Raw genomic sequence first — 21,260 nt, 5'->3', positions numbered from 1 at the left:
CTCTCATTTTTTTGCCGTCATCGTATTCAGCCACTTACTTGAAGACTGAACTTTGACGCCTTTATAATAATATTTCACGATGTCTTCATAGGTTTTCCCTTCCCTGGCCATGCCATTAGCACCGTATTGACTCATTCCAACTCCGTGTCCGGATCCTTTTGTCGTGATGACAATCTGGTTGCCTTGACGCTCCCAGTCAAAATCGGATGATGTCAGCCCGAGCTTCTCACGAATCTGTTTTCCTGTCATTTTCTTTCCTCCGATTTCCACTACACCTACGCGATTACCTGATGTTCTTTCAATGACAGTTCCTATCGAGGTTCCCGAAGAAAGACTTACACCCAGTTTTTTTTCAAAATCTGCAGTATCGACTACAACTTTATTATAAAATTTTGGTGATTCTTCTTTATCCCACGGACTGGATACACTTTTTAAATAGGGGAAATCAGCTTGCCAATAGTCCTCGGAATTCTCCGTATAGCCATTGCTGGTAGAAAAAAAAGTGGCTGTAATCGGTTTTCCTTCATAGGTTAATATTTGACCCGCCGTTTCTTTTATGGCCTTGTCAATTTTTTGTATCTTCGATTTATAATCAGAGCCCCACTCTTTTTTCAGCTCATCATCATTCTTATAAACTTGATGCATGACCGTATCGCTTACATCGGCACCATCCGGCAAGCCTAATCGACTTTCGCTTATGAGCTGATTGACAATGTAGGTCCTCGCTGTCAATGCTTGTGCCTTCAGCGCTTCTTCTTCAAAATCCGCTGGCATTTCAGCTGCAACCACACCAGTCAGGTACGATTCAATCGGCAGTTTTTCAATCTTTTTTGCAGATGTGCGGTAAACGGCAACTTCTACGGAACTCATATCATTTGCAGCTACTTCTTTACCTTCATTCTTCACTTTCTTTTCTAATTGTTCGGTCAACTGCCCACTTGTCTTATCATTTGAAAATGGAAGCACAAGCACTGCTGGAATCATGATAATTACGAATGCTACTGCTATGAATAGTACGATCATCGGTTTGATTGCTTTCAAATTCCTGAGCCTCCCTACACTTGTTTTCTCTGCCGTATAATCGTATCCAGCAGGTATCTTTACATAACAAATGTATGTCGAAGGACAAGCTTTTATGAATAGAAAAACGACAACTAATTAACTGCAGGCGATGAAACCGGAACAAGACAAAAAAACCATTCACGGTTCAATGACTCGAACGTGAATGGTTTTATAAGCCTTCTTATGCGTTTAAATCTGCAATTTTTTTTGTTTCAGCAGGTACATCTTCGTTAATACGTTCCACATCAGCACCTAGAGATGCCAATTTACCATGGAAATTCACGTATCCTCTGTCAAGATGCTTCAATTCTGTAACACGTGTAATGCCATCTGCAACCAATCCAGTCAGGATGAGCGCTGCCGCGGCACGTAAATCTGTTGCAGCTACTTCAGCACCTTGAATATTAGTTGGTCCATTAACGATAACGGAACGACCTTCTATTTTAATATTGGCATTCATGCGACGGAATTCCTCAACATGCATAAAACGGTTTTCGAAAACGGTCTCCGTAATCATACTTGTTCCTTCAGCACGCAGTAATAATGCCATCATTTGCGATTGCATATCAGTCGGGAAACCAGGATGCGGCATTGTTTTGATATCAATGGCCTTCAAGGTTTTTGGACCGATAACGCGTAATCCATCTTCTTCTTCAAGAATTTCAACGCCCATTTCCTCCATTTTAGCAATAAGGGAAGTAAGGTGTTCAGGTACAGCTCCTTGAACAAGAACATTACCGCCAGTAAGAGCGGCCGCAGTCATGAATGTACCAGCTTCGATACGGTCAGGTATAATCGTATGTTCAGTGCCATATAATTTATCGACACCTTCGATTCTCATCGTACCAGTACCGGCACCTCTGACTTTGGCACCCATTTTATTAAGGAGATTCGCAAGATCTACAATTTCAGGCTCTTTGGCCACATTTTCAAGAATAGTTATACCTTCAGCAAGTGTCGCTGCCATCATGATGTTTTCAGTGGCACCCACACTCGGGAAGTCAAGATACACTCTTGCACCCTTAAGTCTGCCTTCTACTTCGGCATCAATGAAACCATTGCCGACCTTCACTTTTGCTCCCATCGCTTCAAAGCCCTTTAAATGCTGGTCGATAGGACGTGATCCGATGGCACAGCCACCAGGAAGAGCAACGCGGGCCCGGCCATTCCTTGCTAATAATGAGCCCATCACCAAAACGGAAGCTCTCATTTTACGTACATATTCAAATGGTGCTTCTTCTAATAACTCTCTTGATGCATCTACAGTTACTTGATTGTCATGAAAGGCAACATCTGCATTTAAGTTGCGCAATACTTCATTGATTGTATATACATCGGAGAGCGTAGGAACATCTTTAATGATACTTTTCCCATCACTTGCTAATAATGTTGCAGCGATAACTGGCAAAACGGCGTTTTTAGCACCTTCTACTTTAACTGTCCCGCTAAGCCTTTTTCCGCCGCGGACGATGATTTTTTCCAAAAGTATTCCCCTCCGCGTCCATTTTCTCTATATTAATATTCAAACGTTATGATTGGTGTGCCAACTACAAAGTTCGTTCGGTCACCCAATCCTTCTGTCCGTAGCCCAAACTGCAAATTTAATTTTTCTTTTGTCAAAGGTTGTTTAAACAATGTTGAATGTGCAGATATAGATGTAAAGTTTGTTTCATGCACACTCTCAATTTCCCTTGCTTGGAACATATCTAACAGGTCTTCAGCTTTAGAGTTTAAAACCGAATCCATATTATCATTGATAGACCCTTTAATACAAGAAAAAATTGAAGGAGTCCCTATAAATAGGTCATTCACCCTGTTTTGGAACGTAGCAGTAAAAAATGCCGCATTGGCTTTCTTCCACTTTTCCCCCTTCACTTCGTAAATGACATAGGTAACTTTATCAAATTTCTCTTCCGTTGTCATTATTTTGATAGACTCGGTCAGACCTGAATCGACATTGTAAGTTAACGCCTCAGCCTTCCAGCCGGAAGCATCATCTTTCCGGTGCCATTGAAATTGAGGGTATTTTCGTTTTAAAGCTGTAACTTTGCTTTCAAACTCTTGTTTAGTTGTAATCTCTTTATTTATTTCTCTAGCGAGTACAGACCAATCCCCTATGTCTAAATCTTTATCATCTTGTAACAGTCCCACCAATTTAACTATATCTGGTTTACTTTCTGCCACAATCGTACTATTCCCAATTAAAATCACCATCAAACCAAGAAATACTATGTATGTTAACATTTTTTTATTTAAAAAATACATGTTAAATCCCTCCCCTTTTACACATTCTTTCCATAAGGAGAGAGATCATACTTCGAGTTTTCCGACAATTGGTGACACCTTCCCCTTAAACTGGCAGGAAGCAAAAGCGAATACAAGAGTAGAATCATATTTTGCTATAAGAAAAGTCTTACAGCTTATCAGTCATTACTAAACATATACGGGAGTTGGTTTGCAAATCCCAGGTAGTCAAGGAAGAAATTACTTACAGCTGAACCGATGGCAACCGTTAATAAAATATATAAAACCCTGGCCTTGATGACGGAATTGGATCTTAACATTTTATCAAAATGTAATGCCTGTAAAGCCCACCAGGTAACTGCGATGAAAAACAAGTGTGCAATTATTCCCGTTAAAGCCTGCTGTCCCATTGCTGAAAACATGTACATACCTCCTAAAAGACACCCAAATTCTATTCTAACACAAAACCCCTACATATTTGGAATTTAAAAGGAAGAATTACAAAATATCTTTTTAAAACTGTAAATAGAGGCTTGATCCAATGGAACAAGCCTCTGATACAGGCATTATATCATTTACTCGAAATAAAGTCTGTAAATTCGCCAAATTGATCATGAATAAAATCAAAGGCAATATTTGGCGCCACCCCGAAAAGTATGGTGCCTATTACGCAAAAGATCAACACGATGTAAAGACCCGGACGAATTTTAATGACCTTCTCTGAATGAATGGGCCGGAAAAAGACCTGCACCAATAATCCGAAATAATACACATAGGACACAATGGTACCTGCAATCATGATTCCCGCAAGGACAAAATGCCCAGGCTCCGTTATGAATGTTCCAAGAAAAATATTGAGTTTGCCAATGAAACCTGTCGTCCCGGGAATTCCAGCAAGCGACAGAATGAATACGGTCAATACAATGGCAAGATACGGTGATTTCCTCCCCAGTCCTGCAAGAATGCTAATATCTTCTGACCCACTTTGACTGGAGAGCAGCTGAATGACTGTAAATACACCGATATTCATTAATACATAAGCCATTAGGTAAAACCAGACAGTATCCAGCAGGAAATATCCCCCGCCCAATGTTGCCACCGCCACAAGCAGGTAACCCGCATGAGCGATGCTTGAATAGGCGAACAATCGTTTTAAATTTTGCTGCCTTAACGCAACCACATTTCCAATGATGATCGTAAGCCCCGCCAATGAAGCTATATAGATATTATTTTTTTCCAAAAAGTCGAGCGCTCCGAAGGTATCACCGGAAGCTGTTAGGAACAACGAAAGAAAAATGCGCAGGATGATGACGAAACCCGCCATTTTCGAAATTACACTCAAGAAGGCTGCGACCGGTGTCGGTGCCCCCTCATAGACATCCGGCGCCCACATATGAAATGGAGCGGCAGCTATCTTGAAGGATACACCGATAAATACCATGAAGAAAGCGAGGCCCATAATGTATTGCAGCTGGCCGTCCGTCATCCCGGCCATCGTACGGCTCATTTCGCCCAGATTGACGGAACCGGTCACTCCATATAAATAGCTCAGCCCGAATAAAGTGATGGCTGTGGAAATGCCTCCGTTTATCACATACTTCATGGACGCTTCGTTGGACTTCCGATCATGCTTACGTATTCCGACTAATATATAAGATGAAAGTGAAAGAAGTTCCAGTCCAACGAACAGGGTAATCAAATCACCGCTTGAGGACATGACCATCGCTCCCAGCAAAGCGGTCAGGAACAGATAATAAAATTCCCCCCGGTGCTCCCGCAGCCCCTCTTGCGGTTCATATCCTTCAGCCAGAAGGATGATTAGGGCCGCTCCGAATAATAGTAGCAGCTTAAAAGCTTTTGCAAATGAATCTAAACGAAACGTATCGGACAAGATACTGACTGTCTCAAAGGATAGCAGGCTAACCAGTGACAAACATGCCAAAATGATTCCGGTTAGCGCGAGCCATGCCAGTTTTCTCCGATTAAAGTGCTTCGGCCAGAATAAATCCAATAACGAAAGAATCATGGCCGTTCCAAGGATGATGAATTCCGGCATCATCGCTCCCCAATCATAAGAAAGCATCGTGTTCCAATCCATCCTTCATCGCCCCCCTAGAGCAAGTATCATGGCTTCAATCGTTCCTTGAAGAGGACCGCCTAACAAATTTGGGTATACCCCAACAGATATTATCAAACCGAGAAGTACCAATGCCGGCAAGAACTCCCAGCTTCCAAGTTCCCGTTTCTCTTTTTCTATCAAGCTATCATTTTTCCCGAAAGTCATCAGCATGACCGCCCTCAGTACATAGACAGCGGTTAATACCAGCCCGATCACCCCTATTGCCGCAAGCAACGGCTGACTCTTGAATATGCCAAGAAATACCATGAATTCACTGATGAAGCCGGACATTCCAGGCAAACCAAGTGAAGCCATCCCGCAAGCTAACATGAACCCTGAAAAAATCGGCATCGACCTGGCCAATCCCCCAAGCTTAGGAAGCATGGTGGTTCCCGTCCGCTCGTACAACACACCCACCAAGAAAAACAACAAAGCAGCAATTAGCCCATGTGAGATGACTTGAAAAATAGCTCCCTGAATGCCTGCTTCATTCAATGCTCCCAGCCCCATCATGACGATACCCATATGTGAGATTGATGAGTAGGCTAAAACGAGCTTGAAATCCGTTTGTACCAATGCTAGAAATGCACCATATAAAAAACTGAGCACCCCAAACAGGACAACGGTAAAGGCCAAGCTTTTGTATTGTTCAGGAAATATCCCCATTCCAAACCGGATGATTCCGTATGCCCCTATTTTCAATAGTACACCCGCATGTATCATGACTATGGATGGAGGTGCTTCTGCATGGACCCGCACCATCCAGCTGTGAAAGGGAAAGACGGGCAGCTTTATCGCAAATGCAACGAGAAAGGCGAGACATAAACCATATTTCATCGAACCGGATATGGGTGCAAAAAGCGAAACACCGCCCATTGTCATCATCTGTGTCAATGCCGCAATGTTGGTCGTCCCTGTCCTGGCAAACAAAATCAAAATGGCCACCAATAAAACAGCCGAACCAATGCCGTTATAAATCAGAAAGCTATAAGAAGCTTTCTCCCTCTCCAGAAAGCCCCACCTACCAATTAAAAAGAAAGCAGGAATTAAAGTCATTTCAAAAAAGATGAAAAAAAGGATCAAATTTTCTGCCGTGAAGACACCGAGCATTCCAATCTCCAAGATCAAAAATAACAAATAATACCCTTTCCACTCTTTTTTTATATAAATGGATGCGACGGCGGCCAGTGATGAAATGATTGTTGTCAGTAATATGAAGATGAGACTTAATCCATCCAGCCCCAACTCAAAGTCAACCGTGAAAAGCTTGGGATCATACATCTCCAAATTCCCAAACCTGATCCAATTCAACTTAATGTCAAATAAGGACAGGGCCACACCCGAATAATATTGGCTGCATAGAAAGAACGATAGGAAAAGGGGAGGCAGTGTTCCGAAAAAGCCAAATTGTTTAATCGTCCTTTCCTCTTTTTTCGGCATAAGGGCAACCATGATTATGCCCAGCAGCGGTGAAAACACTAAAAGCGAGAGCAAATAGACATTCATCTTAGATACCCCCCAGTTACTGCAAAAATCACCAACAGTACCGCAAGTCCCAGAAAGGCTATCATGCCATATTGCTGTACCTGTCCCGTTTGCAGTTTAGACCCTATTTTCCCCAATCCTTCTATTGAACTTATTACAGTGGAAACCAGACCACCGACAATGAACCTTTCAATATAAGATAGGAATATACTAAAGCCTTTGATTGCATAGCCTGCAGTAAAATGGTAAATCTCATCAATATAATACTTATTTTCCAAAACCCTATATACCTCGGAGTTTTCTTTGACAAGCCATTCCCGAGGTAACTTCTTTTTTGCGTATATCATATAAGCAAGGTATATCCCGGCCAGCGATACAAGCACGGCCAACAACATTATCCAAACGGGCCCCTCACTATGGCTGGCGCCTAGAAGAGTTTCATTTCCCTCCACAAGCCACTCCCCAAGGAAAGTTCCAAACCACGGTGTTTGGATATATCCAACGATTACAGCAAGCAAAGCCAATGTAAGCATGGGAATTAACATGTTGGAAGGTGATTCCTTGACCTGTTTTACTCGACTGCGAGAATCGCCTGCAAAGATCATGAAAAACAGCCTGAACATATAAAACGCAGTTAAGAAGGAGGTAACCACAGCTAGACCAAACAATATATAACTACCATTCTCCCAGGCTGCCATTAGAATTTCATCTTTACTGAAAAAACCCGAGAGCAACGGAAACCCCGATATCGCTAAAGTGCCAGTCAAGAACAGCGGCCCAGTCCAATTCAACTTACCCCATAGGCCGCCCATCTTTTCCATATCCTGTGTATGTATAGCGTGAATAACACTGCCTGCTGCCAAAAACAGCAATGCTTTAAAAAAGGCATGGGTCATTAAATGAAACACCCCGGCCACATATCCCGAAGTACCCAAAGCAAGCATCATAAAACCAAGCTGAGAGATTGTCGAATAGGCCAATACACGCTTAACATCCTTTTGCACGATGGCAATGCTTGCGGCAAATATGGCTGTAATTCCACCTGTTATTGCTACGACCTGCATCGCTGCTTCACTAGCCATGAATAACGGGAACATGGCCGCCACCAGGTAAACCCCTGCAGCAACCATGGTTGCTGCGTGTATCAATGCGGAAACCGGAGTCGGGCCTTCCATTGCATCCGGAAGCCATGTGTGAAGAGGAAATTGTCCAGACTTCCCAACCGCACCGATAAAAATCAATATAGCAATTAAAGTGAGTTTTTCACTTGATATCATGCCCGATTGAACGGCTTGAAAGATCTCTCCATATTCAAAGCTGCCTGTTTCCCAGAATAGAAGAATGATGCCGATTAAGAGCCCTACATCCCCAATCCTGGTCATGATGAATGCCTTCTTCGCTGCAGCCTTAGCTTCCAGTTTATAAAAGTAAAACCCAATGAGCAGGAAAGAACCCACCCCGACCAATTCCCAGAAGATATAAAGTTGTAATAAATTGGGTGCCATGACAAGTCCAAGCATGGCAAAGGTGAAGAAGCCCAGATAAGCATAAAAAATGGAGAATCGCACTTCACCCTTCATATACCCCTTCGAATATATCTGGACAAGCAGGCTGACAAGGGAAACGACCACAAGCATCAAGGCATTAAGCTGATTGATTTCGAATCCAGCTGTAAGTTGCGTCCCTCCGAAGGAAAGCCAATCTATCGATATATTATAAGTAGGTTCTTTAAATCGTTCTATCAGGACAAGCAACGATAAAACACACGAAGCCAATATACATATTATTCCTATAAAAGCCCCTCGTTCCCGCAACCGCCCGCCTGATAGAAGCAGAACCAGAAACGTGACGAGTGGAAAGATCGGTATGAGCCATGCGTGCTCCATCATCGTATCAAATCCCCTTCTTCATTTATATAAACCTTCAATGCTTCATAATTTCCATTTCATCGACATTGACCGTCTTCCGATTGCGATAAAGGGACATTAGTATAGCCAACCCTACAGCTGCCTCAGCCGCAGCGATCGTAATCGTGAATAAGGAAAAAACTTGACCCGTAATGGATGGCGTTACCCCGAATTTACTGAAGGCAACTAAATTGATATTTGCAGCGTTCAGCATCAGCTCGATTGAAATCAAAACAATGACCGCATTTCTTTTCGTCAAGGCCCCATACAGCCCTATACAAAATAAAACGAGTGCCAATACAAGGTAAGCCGACAAGGGAACTCCCGTCATGACCGATCCTCCTCCTCCTCATCATCTTTTTTAGCCAATACGATGGCACCGACTAAAGCAACAAGCAGGAGTACCGACATCACTTCAAATGGAATCACATATTTTGAAAAAAGTTCGATTCCTATTTGCTTCGTATTTTCCTCATGCAAGGCAGTTGGCTGTACAGGTATATCCAGATTATAAATCCCCAGATAAACCGCCACGGCAAACCCAGCAATCGCTGCCAGCAAGGAGAAATTCCCCCAGCCCCCTTTAGCGGGTGCATCATTTTCTTGGTGTTTTGTCAGCATAATCCCGAATAGCATCACGATCGTAATTGCCCCTGAATAAATAAGGATTTGGACAATGGCGACAAACTCGGCCGAAAGCAACATATAAATGCCTGCAATGCCCAAGAAAGTAAAAACAAGTGCAATTACCATGTGCACCACTTTTGTTAAGGTAATCAGCAGCACCCCGCCTACTATCGCGACGAGTGCCAAACCAATAAAGGCAATTAATTCACCCGACAAACTCATACTTTATTCACCTTCCGGATATTTTCATCATTTTCATCCAACCACTCCAGATTTTTAAATAGATGATCACGGCTATACTCGGCCAGCTCGAATTGATTCGTCATCACGATTGCTTCTGTAGGGCAGACCTCCGTACATAAATCACATAAAATGCAAATCTCGAAATTGATGTCATACGTATCGATGATTTTCCCTTTTTTCGACGGGTCCGGATGTTTCTTACCAGTTAATTGAATACAATCCGTTGGACAAATCGTCACGCATTGATTGCATACAATACACTTTTCAGGATAGAATTTTTGGATTCCGCGGAATCGGTCAGGGAGTGGAAGCGGCTCATTCGGGTAGTCATAGGTCACTTTTTTCCTCGTCAAGTTCTTTAAGGTATAGGATAAACCTTTTGCTAAACCAAGCATATAAATCCCTCGCTTTCCGACCAGCTTAAGTTTCTAAAAAAGGTTAATCAATTCTTTTATTAGTGCCGTCAAAAATATATTTGCTAATGCAACAGGAAGCAGCACTTTCCATCCGAATTCCATCAATTGATCGGCCCTTATACGAGGGAAGGTTACACGAATCCAGACCAATACATAGAATACGGCACTGAACTTCAGACCGAACCAGACGGCTGCCGGAATAAAATCCAAAAACGGAATAGAATTCCATCCCCCTAAAAATAATACAGTGGTTAGCGTTGCCATTGCAAACATATACACATATTCGGATAACATAAAGAAGGCCCAGCGAAATCCAGAGTATTCAACATGATAGCCTGCAACAAGTTCGGATTCCGCTTCCGGAAGGTCAAAAGGAACCCTGTTCAACTCGGCAACCGATGCAATAAAAAATACGATAAACGCAATCGGCTGAAGAAAAATGAACCAAACCTTTTCCTGGGCTGCAACTATATCATTCAAGTTTAAACTGCCTGTAATGAGGACGATTCCCACTAGCGACATCACCAAAGGGATCTCATAAGATATCATTTGCGCGGCTGCCCTCATTCCGCCAATCAAAGAATATTTATTATTGGATGCCCAACCCGCAGTGACGATGCCGATGGTCGATATGCCGGAAATCGCAATATAATAAAGCAGTCCGACACCTATATCAGCAAATTGGAAGGCATCGGTGAACGGCAAGGTGGCAAGGACCATGAAAGCCGGAGCAAAAGCAATTACCGGAGCTAAAATATATAACGGCTTATCAGCTTTTTTGGGTATCGTGTCCTCCTTGATCAGGAGTTTCAAAACATCAGCAACGGTCTGCAAGAGACCCCATTTCCCACCAATTTGGTTTGGGCCGACTCGCATCTGCATGAATCCCATGATTTTCCGCTCTGAAAGGATTCCATAGGTCACAAACCCTAATACGACGAACAGGAGCAGGACTGCCAAACCAAAAAAAATGCCAAAATTCAGTAGACTTGGAGCGGAGTGGAGAAGATCCTTGATCATTTATCCATCCACCTCCCCTAAAACGATATCGATTGCACCTAATATCGTTATCAAGTTCGCCATATTTTCCCCTTCCAATAATTTCGGAAGAATTTGCAGATTATAAAACGACGGTCTTCGAAATTTCAAACGGTATGGCTCCTTTTTCCCTTCACTCGCGATATAACAGCCGATTTCCCCTCTTGGTGATTCAATTCGGACAAATGCTTCACCCTTAGGAACCTTTATTATTTTAGGAACCTTAGCAAGGATCGGCCCTTCTGGAAATTGCTCAACAGCCTGCTCGATGATTTTCAGTGATTCTTCGATTTCTTCCATTCTGCAGTGATAGCGTGAAAAGGCATCACCCTCTTCTCTTATAGGAACATCAAATGTGAACCTGTCGTAAATGGAATATGGTTCATTTTTTCGTAAATCCCATTTCACACCTGTACACCTTAAGTTGGCACCGCTAAGCGAATACTGCAAGGCTTCTTCCTTCGTATAGATGCCCACCCCTTTTACCCGATTAACAAAGATTTCATTCCCTGTCACAAGCTCATGGTAACCGACAAGCTGCTCCCTCATATAAGGGACAAACTCGGCGACCTTCGCAATCCAGTCTTCAGGAGCATCCCATTTCACACCTCCGACACGCATATAATTGAATGTAAGGCGTGCCCCTGACAATTCAGTCAATAAATTAACGATCATTTCACGTTCTCGAAAGGCATATAAGAAAGGGCTGGTCGCACCTATATCCAGCAAGTATGTACCCCACCAGACAAGGTGGCTTGCAACTCTGCCCAATTCCATTGCGATAACCCGCAAATATTCTGCCCTATCGGGAATCTCCACCCCCATCATTGTCTCAACAGCATGGCAAAGCACATAATTATTTGTCATTGCCGCTAGATAATCGAGCCGATCGGTATATGGGATTATTTGTGTATATTGCAGATTTTCCGCTAGTTTTTCCGTACCGCGATGCAGATACCCAATGACAGGTGTAGCCTCTTTTATAATTTCACCGTCAATCTTGATGACAAGCCGAAAAACACCATGTGTACTCGGATGCTGCGGCCCGACATTGAGAAGCATTTCTTCCGTCCTTAACATTGGGCTTACACCTCCACATCATAAGGCTGATAATCTTTTCTAAGGGGATACCCTTTCCAATCTTCACCAAGTAAAATCCGCTTTAAATCAGGGTGTTCATAAAAGTTAATACCTAATAAATCATACGCCTCACATTCTGGCCAATTTGCTCCTGACCATAATGGGACCAATGATGGAATAACGGGAGAATCCCTATCAAGCTTCACCTTTAAGGCAACTGATTGGTTCATTTTGAATGAATGTAAGTGTACATAGATTTCCATATGGGATTCAAAATCCGTACCATGAAGTTCCGATAAATACGAAAAGTTAAGCTGTTCATCGTAACGCAGAAATTTTGCTATTGAGAAATATGTATCCGGATTAGCCACTAAAGTGGGTACATCTTTTGATAATCTATTAATATAGTGCTCTAATAATGCCCCTTGTCCTACATGGCTTTCAATAGCAGAAACAATTTGATCGAGTTTCGACTGATTTGGTGAAAGTTCGCTGGGGGTGTTAACTTCCTTGCTTTCCTTTACAGCAGTCCTGTTCTTCGCAGCCGCCGCCGCTTTCGCTTTGGCGGCGGCTGCCGCTGCCTTTTGCTTCGCTGCATCCATTTCGACTTCCGGTTTAACAGTCGCTTCCTCTTTCGACCGTTTTCGGGCCAGTGCGGCTGCTTTTGCCTTGGCCGCTGCCGCCGCCTTTTGTTTCGCTATATCCATTTCGACTTCCGGTTTTTCCTCACTTTTAGCTTTCGACCGTTTTCGGGCCAGTGCCGCTGCTTTCGCCTTGGCCGCTGCCGCCGCCTTTTGTTTCGCTATATCCAATTCGACTTCCGGCTTTTCCGCATCATCTTCTTTAGCCTGTTTTCGGGCCAATGCGGCTGCTTTTGCCTTGGCCGCTGCCGCCGCCTTTTGTTTCGCTATATCCATTTCGACTTCCGGCTTTTCCTCACTTTTAGCTTTCGCCTGTTTTCGGGCCAGTGCCGCTGCTTTTGCCTTGGCCGCTGCCGCCGCCTTTTGTTTCGCTATATCCATTTCGACTTCCGGCTTTTCCGCATCATCTTCTTTAGCCTGTTTTCGGGCCAATGCTACAGCCTTAGCCTTGGCCGCTGCCTCTGCCTTTTGCTTTGCTATATCCGTTTCGACTTCCGGCTTTTCCGCATCATCTTCTTTAGCCTGTTTTCGGGCCAGTGCTACAGCCTTCGCCTTGGCCGCTGCCTTTTGTTTCGCTAAGTCTTCCTTTTCACTCATCTATATCACCCGCTTTCCGGTTTTCGCCTCGTAACGGATTTTTTCTTTTAATTTATTGATCCCATAAATAAGTGCAGCTGGGTTTGGGGGACAACCCGGTATATATACATCGACAGGTACAATTTGATCTACCCCCTTGACCACTGAGTAAGAGTGAACATAAGGCCCACCAGCAGTTGCACAGGATCCCATTGCAATAACCCATTTCGGTTCTGGCATTTGTTCGTATAATCTGCTTATTATTGGAGCCATTTTTTTCGTTACAGTTCCTGAAACAATCATCACATCCGATTGTCTGGGTGATGTCCGAAAAAATGAACCAAATCGGTCCAAATCATAATGAGAGGAGCCGACACCCATCATTTCAATTGCACAACATGCCAAACCGAAAGTCATTGGCCAGAGTGAGTTACTTCTAGCCCATCCTTTTATTTGTTCAAGTGTGGATAAAAAAATACTATGGCGCATTTCTTCCATTTCTTTAGGGGTAAGTTCATCCAACTTCAATTCCACTTTAACACCTTCTTTTTCCAAGCGTAGATTAGCCCTAGCATAAGGATCAGGACAAAAAACAGCATTTCAATCAGTGCAAACAGTCCGAGTTCATCATAGGCTACCGCCCATGGGTAAAGAAAAACCGTTTCTACGTCAAATATGACGAACATCAATCCAAATAGATAATACCTGACATTGAATTGAACCCTTGAATCCTGAAAAGGCTCGATTCCACTTTCATAAGTCGTATATTTCATATCTGTCGGTTTATAAGGCCTTAGCAGTCTACCTAGAAATAAAGCGATCACAGGTAATAAAATGCCGAGACAAAGGAAAACAAATACAATTAAATAATTATTTTGGTAAATATGCAGCTGTCCCATGTTCATCTCCCTTTATGGATAAATCATGTTAAATGGGTACAATTTAAATTTGCTTGTCTTCTTTTTGGATACCGTCTTAAATATTATGCAGGGTAACATTCTTTTAGAAGCAACGTGAAAGGAGGCGGGTATGAAGAAATAATTGTAAGCGTATACATTATAACATTAGGATAAAAGCATGTCGACGAGTTAAGGTTTAAAATGGAAAATACTTTACTCTATAATTCGACGTTTTTTTCCTAATTCCGATATTCAATGTCAATAATCCTCAAAAACCTTTTGGATAAAAAAACACCTGATCTTACCACGAATGGCTTGATCAGGTGTTTTCATCAATTAAAGTTATCGCATTTCTGCAATTTGGATACGGTTGATTGCACGTTTAAGCGCTAAATCAGCCCTTTTGGCATCATTTGATCCATCATTGTTCTGCAATCTTTGTTCAGCACGGGCTTTTGCTGCTTGAGCACGTGCAAGATCGATAGTTTCAGCTCTTTCAGCAGATTGAGCCAAAATGGTTACCACATCAGGGCGGACTTCCAAGAAGCCACCATTTACAGCTACATAGTCTGTGTTGCTTCCATTTTTAAGACGGACAGCACCGATGGTAAGAGGAGCTACAGTTGGAACGTGTCCAGCCATAATTCCCAGCTCACCACTTTTAGCTTTAGTGCTTACCATTTCAACTTCTGCATCATATACTGGGCCATCGGGAGTAACAACATTGACTTTAATGGTCTTCATTTCATTCCCTCCTAGGTCCCTTTAATTAAGCCATTTCTTTTGCTTTAGCAACAACTTCTTCGATGCGGCCAACTAGACGGAAAGCATCTTCAGGAAGTTCGTCATATTTTCCAGCTAGGATATCTTTGAATCCTTGGACTGTTTCTTTAACTGGTACATAAGATCCTTTTTGACCAGTAAATTGTTCAGCCACGTGGAAGTTTTGTGACAAGAAGTTTTGAATTCTACGAGCACGGGCAACGATTACTTTTTCGTCTTCGCTTAACTCGTCCATACCCAAAATCGCAATAATATCTTGAAGTTCTTTATATTTCTGTAAAGTTGATTGAACTTGACGGGCTACTTTATAGTGCTCAGCTCCAACGATTTCTGGGCTAAGAGCACGGGAAGAAGAAGCCAATGGATCAACTGCTGGGTAGATACCCATTTCAGAAAGCTTACGCTCAAGGTTAGTTGTTGCATCTAAGTGGGCGAAAGTTGTAGCTGGAGCCGGATCCGTATAGTCATCGGCAGGTACATAGATCGCTTGAATGGATGTAACAGAACCTTTATTAGTTGAAGTGATACGTTCTTGTAATTGACCCATTTCTGTAGCAAGCGTTGGTTGGTAACCTACCGCTGAAGGCATACGGCCTAGAAGGGCAGAAACCTCTGAACCTGCTTGAGTGAAACGGAAGATGTTATCGATGAAGAAAAGAACGTCTTGTCCTTGTTCGTCACGGAAATATTCAGCCATTGTCAAACCACTTAGAGCTACACGCATACGTGCACCTGGTGGCTCGTTCATTTGTCCGAATACCATCGCTGTTTTCTTAATAACACCAGAATCAGTCATCTCGTAGAAAAGGTCATTTCCTTCACGAGTACGCTCACCTACACCAGCGAATACAGAGATACCGCCGTGCTCTTGTGCGATGTTATTAATAAGTTCTTGGATAAGTACAGTTTTACCAACACCAGCACCACCGAAGAGACCGATTTTACCACCTTTGATGTAAGGTGCAAGTAAATCTACTACTTTAATACCCGTTTCAAGAATTTCAACTGTTGTTGATAAGTCCTCAAAAGTTGGTGCTTGTCTGTGAATTGGATCACGACGCACTTCTGCTGTAAGTGGTTCAAATAGGTCAATGTTTTCCCCTAATACGTTGAAAACGCGGCCTAGAGTTACTTCACCTACAGGAACGGAGATTGGAGCTCCTGTATCAACAGTCTCTGCACCACGAGTCAAACCATCCGTGGAAGACATTGCTACAGTACGAACTGTATTATCACCTAGTTGAAGGGCTACTTCAAGAGTTAGTCCTGTACCAGACGCTGTATTTTCGATTCTTAACGCATTATAGATCTTAGGAAGTTGTCCGTCTTCGAATTTCACGTCAACAACCGGACCCATAACTTGAGTAACGCGTCCTATATTCATCGTTTTCCCTCCTAACGTTGCTTATAACGACAATCAAGTTTATGGAACGGCCAGCATATCGTCCGGGCCGACCGTCCCTTTAATAATTTTATTCTAAAGCTGCTGCGCCGCCAACAATCTCAGTAATTTCTTGAGTAATTGCGGCCTGACGTGCACGGTTATATTGCAATGAAAGTGAATCAATCAATTCTTTCGCATTATCGGTTGCATTTTTCATTGCAGTCATACGTGCAGAGTGCTCACTTGCTTTACCATCTAACAAAGCACCATAAATTAAACTTTCTGCGTACTGAGGTAGTAATACCTCAAGAATTTCTTCTGCATTCGGTTCAAATTCATAAGAAGTCAATGCTGCATTGGAAGTATTAAAGTCAGCTAAAGGAAGGACTTGCGTTTCCGTAACATCCTGCTGGATTGGGCTGACATAATGGTTATAGTACATATAAAGCTCATCACACAGTTCATTTAGATACAAATTCACTGTTGATTTAGCAAAGGAGCTAATGTCAGCGAAAGATGGCTGATCAGGAACACCAATTACTTCAAGCTCTACGTGCATATTACGGCTGACAAAGAAATCACGGCCAACCCTTCCGATTGCGATAATGACGAACTCATCATTGGATTTATGGCGTTCAAGAATAGTTTTATGAACGTGGCGAAGGATACTACTGTTGTATGCTCCTGCCAATCCGCGGTCCGATGTGATTACCAGGTAACCGGTTTTCTTCACTGGACGTGAGACAAGCATTGGATGAGATGCACCCGTACTTCCGTTCGCAATACTTGATACTACTTCTTGAATTTTTTCCATATATGGAACATATGCTTTAGCATTAGCTTCAGCACGGTTCATTTTAGAAGCAGATACCATCTGCATCGCTTTTGTAATTTGACTCGTCTTTTTCGTTGAAGTAATCCGAGACTTAATATCGCGTAAAGAGGCCATTCATTCTCACCACCCTTTATAAATTAGTTAGACCTTATTATTCAGAAATAACGAAGTTCTTTTTGAACTCGTTAATTGCAGCAACGATAGCAGCGTCTTCAGGAAGACCTTTAGTTGTGCGAATGTGATCTAATAATTCTGGATGAGAACGATCTAGGAACACATAGTACTCTTCTTCAAAACGAAGGATATCCGATACTGGAATATCATCTAAATGACCTTTAGTTAATGCATAGAAAATCATGACTTGTTTTTCAACTTTAATTGGTTTATTTAGATCTTGCTTAAGAACTTCAACTGTACGAGCACCACGGTTAAGTTTTGCTTGAGTAGCAGCATCAAGATCAGAACCGAATTGAGAGAATGCTTCCAATTCACGATATGAAGCTAAGTCTAGACGTAATGTACCAGCAACTTTTTTCATCGCTTTAATTTGTGCAGATCCACCAACACGGGATACGGAAAGACCAGCGTTAATCGCAGGACGTACACCTGAGAAGAACAAATCAGATTGTAAGAAGATTTGTCCATCTGTGATGGAAATAACGTTTGTTGGAATGTAAGCAGAGATATCGCCTGCTTGTGTTTCAACAAATGGCAGCGCAGTAATTGAACCGGCACCTAAAGTGTCATTCAATTTAGCTGCACGCTCAAGTAAGCGAGAGTGCAAGTAGAATACATCCCCAGGGAATGCTTCACGACCTGGAGGACGGCGAAGAAGCAAGGAAAGTTCACGGTATGCTGATGCTTGTTTAGAAAGATCATCATATACCACTAAAACGTGCTTGCCAGAGAACATAAACTCTTCACCCATAGTCACACCAGCATATGGAGCTAGGTATAAAAGTGGTGCTGGTTGAGAAGCTGATGCAGATACAACAATTGTGTAATCTAGTGCACCATTTTTACGTAGTGTCTCAACTGTTCCACGAACTGTTGATTCTTTTTGACCAATAGCAACATAAATACAGATCATGTCTTGGTCAGCTTGGTTAAGGATTGTATCGATCGCAACTGATGTTTTACCAGTTTGACGGTCACCAATGATTAACTCACGTTGTCCACGTCCGATTGGCACTAGAGCATCGATTGCTTTAATCCCTGTTTGTAATGGCTCATGAACAGATTTACGGTCCATAACACCTGTAGCAGGGCTTTCGATTGGACGAGTTTTTGTTGTAGCGATCGGACCAAGACCATCCAAAGGTTGTCCTAGCGGATTCACGACACGTCCGATTAATTCTTCTCCAACTGGCACTTCCATGATTCTTCCTGTACGGCGTACTTCACTGCCTTCTTGAATGTCTCTGAATGGTCCAAGAATAACAACACCTACGTTATTTTGCTCAAGGTTTTGTGCCAATCCCATTGAACCATTAGAAAATTCTAAGAGCTCCCCAGCCATTGCATTATCTAAACCATGAACGCGAGCGATACCATCACCAACAGTGATTACTGTACCTACATCGCTTACTTTAATTTCCGACTGATAGTTTTCAATCTGCTTTTTAATCAGCGCACTGATTTCTTCAGCTTTGATGCTCATGAATTTCACCCCTATCTGTGAATATTAACCTAATAGTTGTTTGCTAAGGCGATCAAGCTTCCCTCTTATCGTTCCGTCATAAATACGGTTACCGATTTGAAGTTTGATGCCGCCAAGAATATTGCTATCCGTAACATTAGTGATACGCAAATTTCGTTTGCCGATTTTTGCAGCAAAAGCTGAAGACACAGCTTCCGCTTCAGCTTCAGTTAAAGGATTAACTGTATAAACAGTCGCATCCGCAACTGAATTTTCTTCATTCGCAAGTTCAATGAACTCTTGTGCCATAGCAGTCACTTCATCTGTACGGTGACGCTCTACCATTAACATTACAGTGTTTTGAACGGAAGACGAAAGACTTGCAAATGCATTTGCAAGCAATGTGTTTTTTGCACTGCTAGTCATTTTAGGATGAGCCAAGAAGTTTAATAGCTCTTTATCATTTGTGAAAACTTCATTCACTATGCGAAGCTCTTCTTCAAGTTGGTTAATGAGATTTTGCTCTTTCGCAATTTGGAAAAGAGCTACAGCATAACGTCCTGCTACAGTTATATCGCTCATTTACCTTCTCCTGCCTCTTGAATATATTCATTGATTAGTTTTTCTTGATCAGCTGATGAAAGTTCTTTCTCAATCACCTTAGATGCGATCATAACAGATAAAGAAGCAACTTGCTCACGTAAGGCGGCAACTGCTTTTTCTCTCTCTTGAACGATTTCACGTTTTGCTGATTCTTTAACACGTTCAGCCTCTGCACGCGCTTGATTAATAATATCTTCGCGTTGTGCTTCGCCTTGTTGCTTAGCATTCTCTATAAGTTGTCCCGCTTCAGTGCGAGATTGCTTTACGATTTCACGCTGTTCTTCTAAATACTTCAGTGCTTCTTTTCTACTAACTTCAGCTGCTTCTATTTCATTTGCAACATGCTCTTCACGTTCTTTCATGATGCCCATTAACGGACCCCATGCAAACTTCTTAAGCAACGCTAACAAAATAATAAAGATTACAAGCTGGTATATGATATCCCCACCATTAAAGTGGCCTGCTTGACCAAGAACAAAATTGCTTGTTAACACGCTCGATTCACTCCCTTCATGAGATTCACTATTGAAGTTCTGTATTTTCAATTGACAGTATCACTGTCATAAATGTTCACTTTAACACAGAGCAATGGCGAAGGGTCTCCTTGGATCATCTTCGCCATTATTGAACTTTTTCAAGTTACCTTATTTACCCATAACAATAAACGCGATAACTACAGCGATGATTGGAAGTGCCTCAACTAACGCAATACCAACGAACATTGTAGTTTGAAGCATACCACGAGCTTCTGGCTGACGAGCCATCCCTTCAATTGTACGCCCAACGATAAGACCATTACCAATACCCGCACCTAGTGCACCTAATCCAACTGCGATAGCAGCAGCTATAAGACCTAAAGAACCTGTCATGATAAATTTCCTCCTTGAAATGTTGTTTTATTTTTTCATCAATATAATGTTCAAAATGAACAATATTTATAATTAATGGTCGTCACTTACTTTATGGGAAAGATAAACCATCGTTAACATAGTAAAGATAAAAGCTTGAATGGAGCCGACAAAGATACTAAATCCTTCCCAAGCTAACATTGGTAATGCAGCAGTAGCTGCACCCAAAACACTACTTGTTCCTAGTCCAGCAAGTAAAGTTAATAGTAACTCACCCGCATAAATGTTCCCGTAAAGCCGCAATCCTAGAGTTAACGTATTAGCGAACTCTTCAATGATCTTTAACGGAAACAAGAAACCCATTGGTTGGACATAAGTTTTGGCATAATTTTTCATACCTCTCATCTTGATACCATAATAATGAGATAAACCCATTACCATAACTGCCAAGGTTAAAGTTATTGCCGGATCAGATGTAGGTGATTTCCACCAAAGCTGTTCTCCTATTACAATCGAGAACGGCAATCCTAACATATTTGAAACAAATACGTACAATATTAACGTCATTCCCAACATAAGGAACTGACCACCCGTACGCCAATCCATATTGCTGTTGATGATGTTTTTCACAAAATCCATAACCCATTCGATAAAGTTTTGGATTCCTGTTGGCTTCATCGCAAGTTTACGAGTTGCTGTAACAGCAATTATGAAGACAATGAGACTTGCGATAGTCATCATAAGAACATTAGCCAAGTTGAAATGTATTCCGGTATCCATAAATTCCCACATAGGAGCTTCATGATTCAACAGTATTCACCTCTCTTCTTT

At 42.2% G+C, this 21,260-nt stretch carries 23 protein-coding genes; all 23 read right to left on the bottom strand.

Translation table 11 applies throughout. The features are described from left to right. Positions 1 to 3: 3 nt before the first annotated feature. On the bottom strand, positions 4 to 1,041 hold the full coding sequence (gene spoIID, locus QFZ73_RS12370) for a stage II sporulation protein D (protein WP_307266428.1): 1,038 nt from the start codon (positions 1,039 to 1,041) through the stop codon (positions 4 to 6). 202 nt (positions 1,042 to 1,243) lie between these two features. After that, positions 1,244 to 2,545: a UDP-N-acetylglucosamine 1-carboxyvinyltransferase gene (gene murA / locus QFZ73_RS12365; protein ID WP_098371638.1), complete on the bottom strand. Its 1,302-nt coding sequence runs from the start codon at positions 2,543 to 2,545 to the stop codon at positions 1,244 to 1,246. A 32-nt stretch (positions 2,546 to 2,577) separates the two neighbouring features. Further along, positions 2,578 to 3,327 carry a YwmB family TATA-box binding protein gene (locus tag QFZ73_RS12360; protein WP_251426903.1) on the bottom strand — a complete coding sequence of 250 codons (750 nt, stop codon included), beginning with the start codon at positions 3,325 to 3,327 and terminating at the stop codon, positions 2,578 to 2,580. Between the two features lie 158 nt (positions 3,328 to 3,485). After that, positions 3,486 to 3,728: a DUF1146 family protein gene (locus tag QFZ73_RS12355; protein WP_192207241.1), complete on the bottom strand. Its 243-nt coding sequence runs from the start codon at positions 3,726 to 3,728 to the stop codon at positions 3,486 to 3,488. Positions 3,729 to 3,877: 149 nt separating this feature from the next. Beyond that, positions 3,878 to 5,404: an NADH-quinone oxidoreductase subunit NuoN gene (nuoN, locus tag QFZ73_RS12350; RefSeq protein ID WP_307266418.1), complete on the bottom strand. Its 1,527-nt coding sequence runs from the start codon at positions 5,402 to 5,404 to the stop codon at positions 3,878 to 3,880. Positions 5,405 to 5,407: 3 nt separating this feature from the next. Then, on the bottom strand, positions 5,408 to 6,931 hold the full coding sequence (locus QFZ73_RS12345) for a complex I subunit 4 family protein (protein WP_307266415.1): 1,524 nt from the start codon (positions 6,929 to 6,931) through the stop codon (positions 5,408 to 5,410). Beyond that, positions 6,928 to 8,799, bottom strand: coding sequence for an NADH-quinone oxidoreductase subunit L (nuoL, locus tag QFZ73_RS12340; RefSeq protein ID WP_307266412.1), 1,872 nt, complete (start codon positions 8,797 to 8,799; stop codon positions 6,928 to 6,930). Before nuoL ends, QFZ73_RS12345 begins: the two co-directional genes overlap by 4 nt. Positions 8,800 to 8,833: 34 nt before the next feature. Next, positions 8,834 to 9,148 (bottom strand): NADH-quinone oxidoreductase subunit NuoK, encoded by a 315-nt coding sequence (gene nuoK, locus QFZ73_RS12335; protein WP_063236468.1) that lies wholly within the window; start codon positions 9,146 to 9,148, stop codon positions 8,834 to 8,836. Further along, positions 9,145 to 9,666, bottom strand: coding sequence for an NADH-quinone oxidoreductase subunit J (locus QFZ73_RS12330; RefSeq protein ID WP_307266408.1), 522 nt, complete (start codon positions 9,664 to 9,666; stop codon positions 9,145 to 9,147). Before QFZ73_RS12330 ends, nuoK begins: the two co-directional genes overlap by 4 nt. Then, positions 9,663 to 10,082 (bottom strand): NADH-quinone oxidoreductase subunit NuoI, encoded by a 420-nt coding sequence (gene nuoI, locus QFZ73_RS12325; RefSeq protein WP_057911921.1) that lies wholly within the window; start codon positions 10,080 to 10,082, stop codon positions 9,663 to 9,665. The genes QFZ73_RS12330 and nuoI overlap by 4 nt, the downstream gene beginning before the upstream one ends. 33 nt (positions 10,083 to 10,115) lie before the next feature. Beyond that, positions 10,116 to 11,123: an NADH-quinone oxidoreductase subunit NuoH gene (nuoH, locus tag QFZ73_RS12320; protein ID WP_251426916.1), complete on the bottom strand. Its 1,008-nt coding sequence runs from the start codon at positions 11,121 to 11,123 to the stop codon at positions 10,116 to 10,118. Continuing rightward, on the bottom strand, positions 11,124 to 12,221 hold the full coding sequence (locus tag QFZ73_RS12315; RefSeq protein ID WP_251426919.1) for an NADH-quinone oxidoreductase subunit D: 1,098 nt from the start codon (positions 12,219 to 12,221) through the stop codon (positions 11,124 to 11,126). A 5-nt stretch (positions 12,222 to 12,226) separates the two neighbouring features. Further along, a complete protein-coding gene (locus QFZ73_RS12310; RefSeq protein WP_307266400.1) occupies positions 12,227 to 13,459 on the bottom strand; it encodes an NADH-quinone oxidoreductase subunit C in 1,233 nt (410 codons plus the stop codon). After that, complete coding sequence (locus QFZ73_RS12305; RefSeq protein WP_170946902.1) at positions 13,460 to 13,936, bottom strand: NuoB/complex I 20 kDa subunit family protein; 477 nt, start codon at positions 13,934 to 13,936, stop codon at positions 13,460 to 13,462. It abuts the gene before it with no gap. Between the two features lie 26 nt (positions 13,937 to 13,962). Then, the gene (locus tag QFZ73_RS12300; protein WP_076368347.1) at positions 13,963 to 14,337 is read right to left on the bottom strand and encodes an NADH-quinone oxidoreductase subunit A; all 375 of its coding nucleotides are present in this window, start codon (positions 14,335 to 14,337) and stop codon (positions 13,963 to 13,965) included. A 342-nt stretch (positions 14,338 to 14,679) separates the two neighbouring features. Further along, positions 14,680 to 15,081: a F0F1 ATP synthase subunit epsilon gene (locus QFZ73_RS12295; protein WP_034315803.1), complete on the bottom strand. Its 402-nt coding sequence runs from the start codon at positions 15,079 to 15,081 to the stop codon at positions 14,680 to 14,682. Between the two features lie 25 nt (positions 15,082 to 15,106). Next, positions 15,107 to 16,504: a F0F1 ATP synthase subunit beta gene (gene atpD / locus QFZ73_RS12290; RefSeq protein WP_251426927.1), complete on the bottom strand. Its 1,398-nt coding sequence runs from the start codon at positions 16,502 to 16,504 to the stop codon at positions 15,107 to 15,109. A gap of 88 nt (positions 16,505 to 16,592) precedes the next feature. Next, entirely contained in the window at positions 16,593 to 17,453 is an 861-nt protein-coding gene (gene atpG, locus QFZ73_RS12285) for an ATP synthase F1 subunit gamma (protein ID WP_251426930.1), read from the bottom strand. Positions 17,454 to 17,490: 37 nt separating this feature from the next. After that, positions 17,491 to 18,999, bottom strand: a complete 1,509-nt coding sequence (atpA, locus tag QFZ73_RS12280) for a F0F1 ATP synthase subunit alpha (protein ID WP_063234151.1) — start codon at positions 18,997 to 18,999, stop codon at positions 17,491 to 17,493. Between the two features lie 24 nt (positions 19,000 to 19,023). Beyond that, positions 19,024 to 19,560 (bottom strand): F0F1 ATP synthase subunit delta, encoded by a 537-nt coding sequence (locus QFZ73_RS12275; protein ID WP_251426933.1) that lies wholly within the window; start codon positions 19,558 to 19,560, stop codon positions 19,024 to 19,026. After that, the gene (gene atpF, locus QFZ73_RS12270; RefSeq protein WP_251426936.1) at positions 19,557 to 20,075 is read right to left on the bottom strand and encodes a F0F1 ATP synthase subunit B; all 519 of its coding nucleotides are present in this window, start codon (positions 20,073 to 20,075) and stop codon (positions 19,557 to 19,559) included. Before atpF ends, QFZ73_RS12275 begins: the two co-directional genes overlap by 4 nt. Before the next feature lie 150 nt (positions 20,076 to 20,225). After that, entirely contained in the window at positions 20,226 to 20,450 is a 225-nt protein-coding gene (gene atpE, locus QFZ73_RS12265) for a F0F1 ATP synthase subunit C (protein ID WP_034315818.1), read from the bottom strand. Positions 20,451 to 20,522: 72 nt separating this feature from the next. Then, positions 20,523 to 21,239: a F0F1 ATP synthase subunit A gene (gene atpB / locus QFZ73_RS12260; RefSeq protein ID WP_251426939.1), complete on the bottom strand. Its 717-nt coding sequence runs from the start codon at positions 21,237 to 21,239 to the stop codon at positions 20,523 to 20,525. Positions 21,240 to 21,260: the final 21 nt, after the last annotated feature.

Origin of the sequence: Peribacillus sp. V2I11, assembly GCF_030817135.1 — a bacterium.
Taxonomy (GTDB): Bacteria; Bacillota; Bacilli; order Bacillales; family DSM-1321; genus Peribacillus; species Peribacillus simplex.
The sequence above is the reverse complement of the archived record's forward strand: the minus strand, read 5'-3'. Positions and strand labels throughout refer to the sequence as shown.

Bases quoted from the DNA above. Each gene is read 5' to 3' on its own strand.
- QFZ73_RS12360 (WP_251426903.1), bottom strand. From the start codon at position 3,327: ATGTATTTTTTAAATAAAAAAATGTTAACATACATAGTATTTCTTGGT.
- QFZ73_RS12355 (WP_192207241.1), bottom strand. From the start codon at position 3,728: ATGTTTTCAGCAATGGGACAGCAGGCTTTAACGGGAATAATTGCACAC.
- nuoN (WP_307266418.1), bottom strand. From the start codon at position 5,404: ATGGATTGGAACACGATGCTTTCTTATGATTGGGGAGCGATGATGCCG.
- QFZ73_RS12345 (WP_307266415.1), bottom strand. From the start codon at position 6,931: ATGAATGTCTATTTGCTCTCGCTTTTAGTGTTTTCACCGCTGCTGGGC.
- nuoL (WP_307266412.1), bottom strand. From the start codon at position 8,799: ATGATGGAGCACGCATGGCTCATACCGATCTTTCCACTCGTCACGTTT.
- nuoK (WP_063236468.1), bottom strand. From the start codon at position 9,148: ATGACGGGAGTTCCCTTGTCGGCTTACCTTGTATTGGCACTCGTTTTA.
- QFZ73_RS12330 (WP_307266408.1), bottom strand. From the start codon at position 9,666: ATGAGTTTGTCGGGTGAATTAATTGCCTTTATTGGTTTGGCACTCGTC.
- nuoI (WP_057911921.1), bottom strand. From the start codon at position 10,082: ATGCTTGGTTTAGCAAAAGGTTTATCCTATACCTTAAAGAACTTGACG.
- nuoH (WP_251426916.1), bottom strand. From the start codon at position 11,123: ATGATCAAGGATCTTCTCCACTCCGCTCCAAGTCTACTGAATTTTGGC.
- QFZ73_RS12315 (WP_251426919.1), bottom strand. From the start codon at position 12,221: ATGTTAAGGACGGAAGAAATGCTTCTCAATGTCGGGCCGCAGCATCCG.
- QFZ73_RS12310 (WP_307266400.1), bottom strand. From the start codon at position 13,459: ATGAGTGAAAAGGAAGACTTAGCGAAACAAAAGGCAGCGGCCAAGGCG.
- QFZ73_RS12305 (WP_170946902.1), bottom strand. From the start codon at position 13,936: ATGGAAGAAATGCGCCATAGTATTTTTTTATCCACACTTGAACAAATA.
- QFZ73_RS12300 (WP_076368347.1), bottom strand. From the start codon at position 14,337: ATGGGACAGCTGCATATTTACCAAAATAATTATTTAATTGTATTTGTT.
- QFZ73_RS12295 (WP_034315803.1), bottom strand. From the start codon at position 15,081: ATGAAGACCATTAAAGTCAATGTTGTTACTCCCGATGGCCCAGTATAT.
- atpD (WP_251426927.1), bottom strand. From the start codon at position 16,504: ATGAATATAGGACGCGTTACTCAAGTTATGGGTCCGGTTGTTGACGTG.
- atpG (WP_251426930.1), bottom strand. From the start codon at position 17,453: ATGGCCTCTTTACGCGATATTAAGTCTCGGATTACTTCAACGAAAAAG.
- atpA (WP_063234151.1), bottom strand. From the start codon at position 18,999: ATGAGCATCAAAGCTGAAGAAATCAGTGCGCTGATTAAAAAGCAGATT.
- QFZ73_RS12275 (WP_251426933.1), bottom strand. From the start codon at position 19,560: ATGAGCGATATAACTGTAGCAGGACGTTATGCTGTAGCTCTTTTCCAA.
- atpE (WP_034315818.1), bottom strand. From the start codon at position 20,450: ATGACAGGTTCTTTAGGTCTTATAGCTGCTGCTATCGCAGTTGGATTA.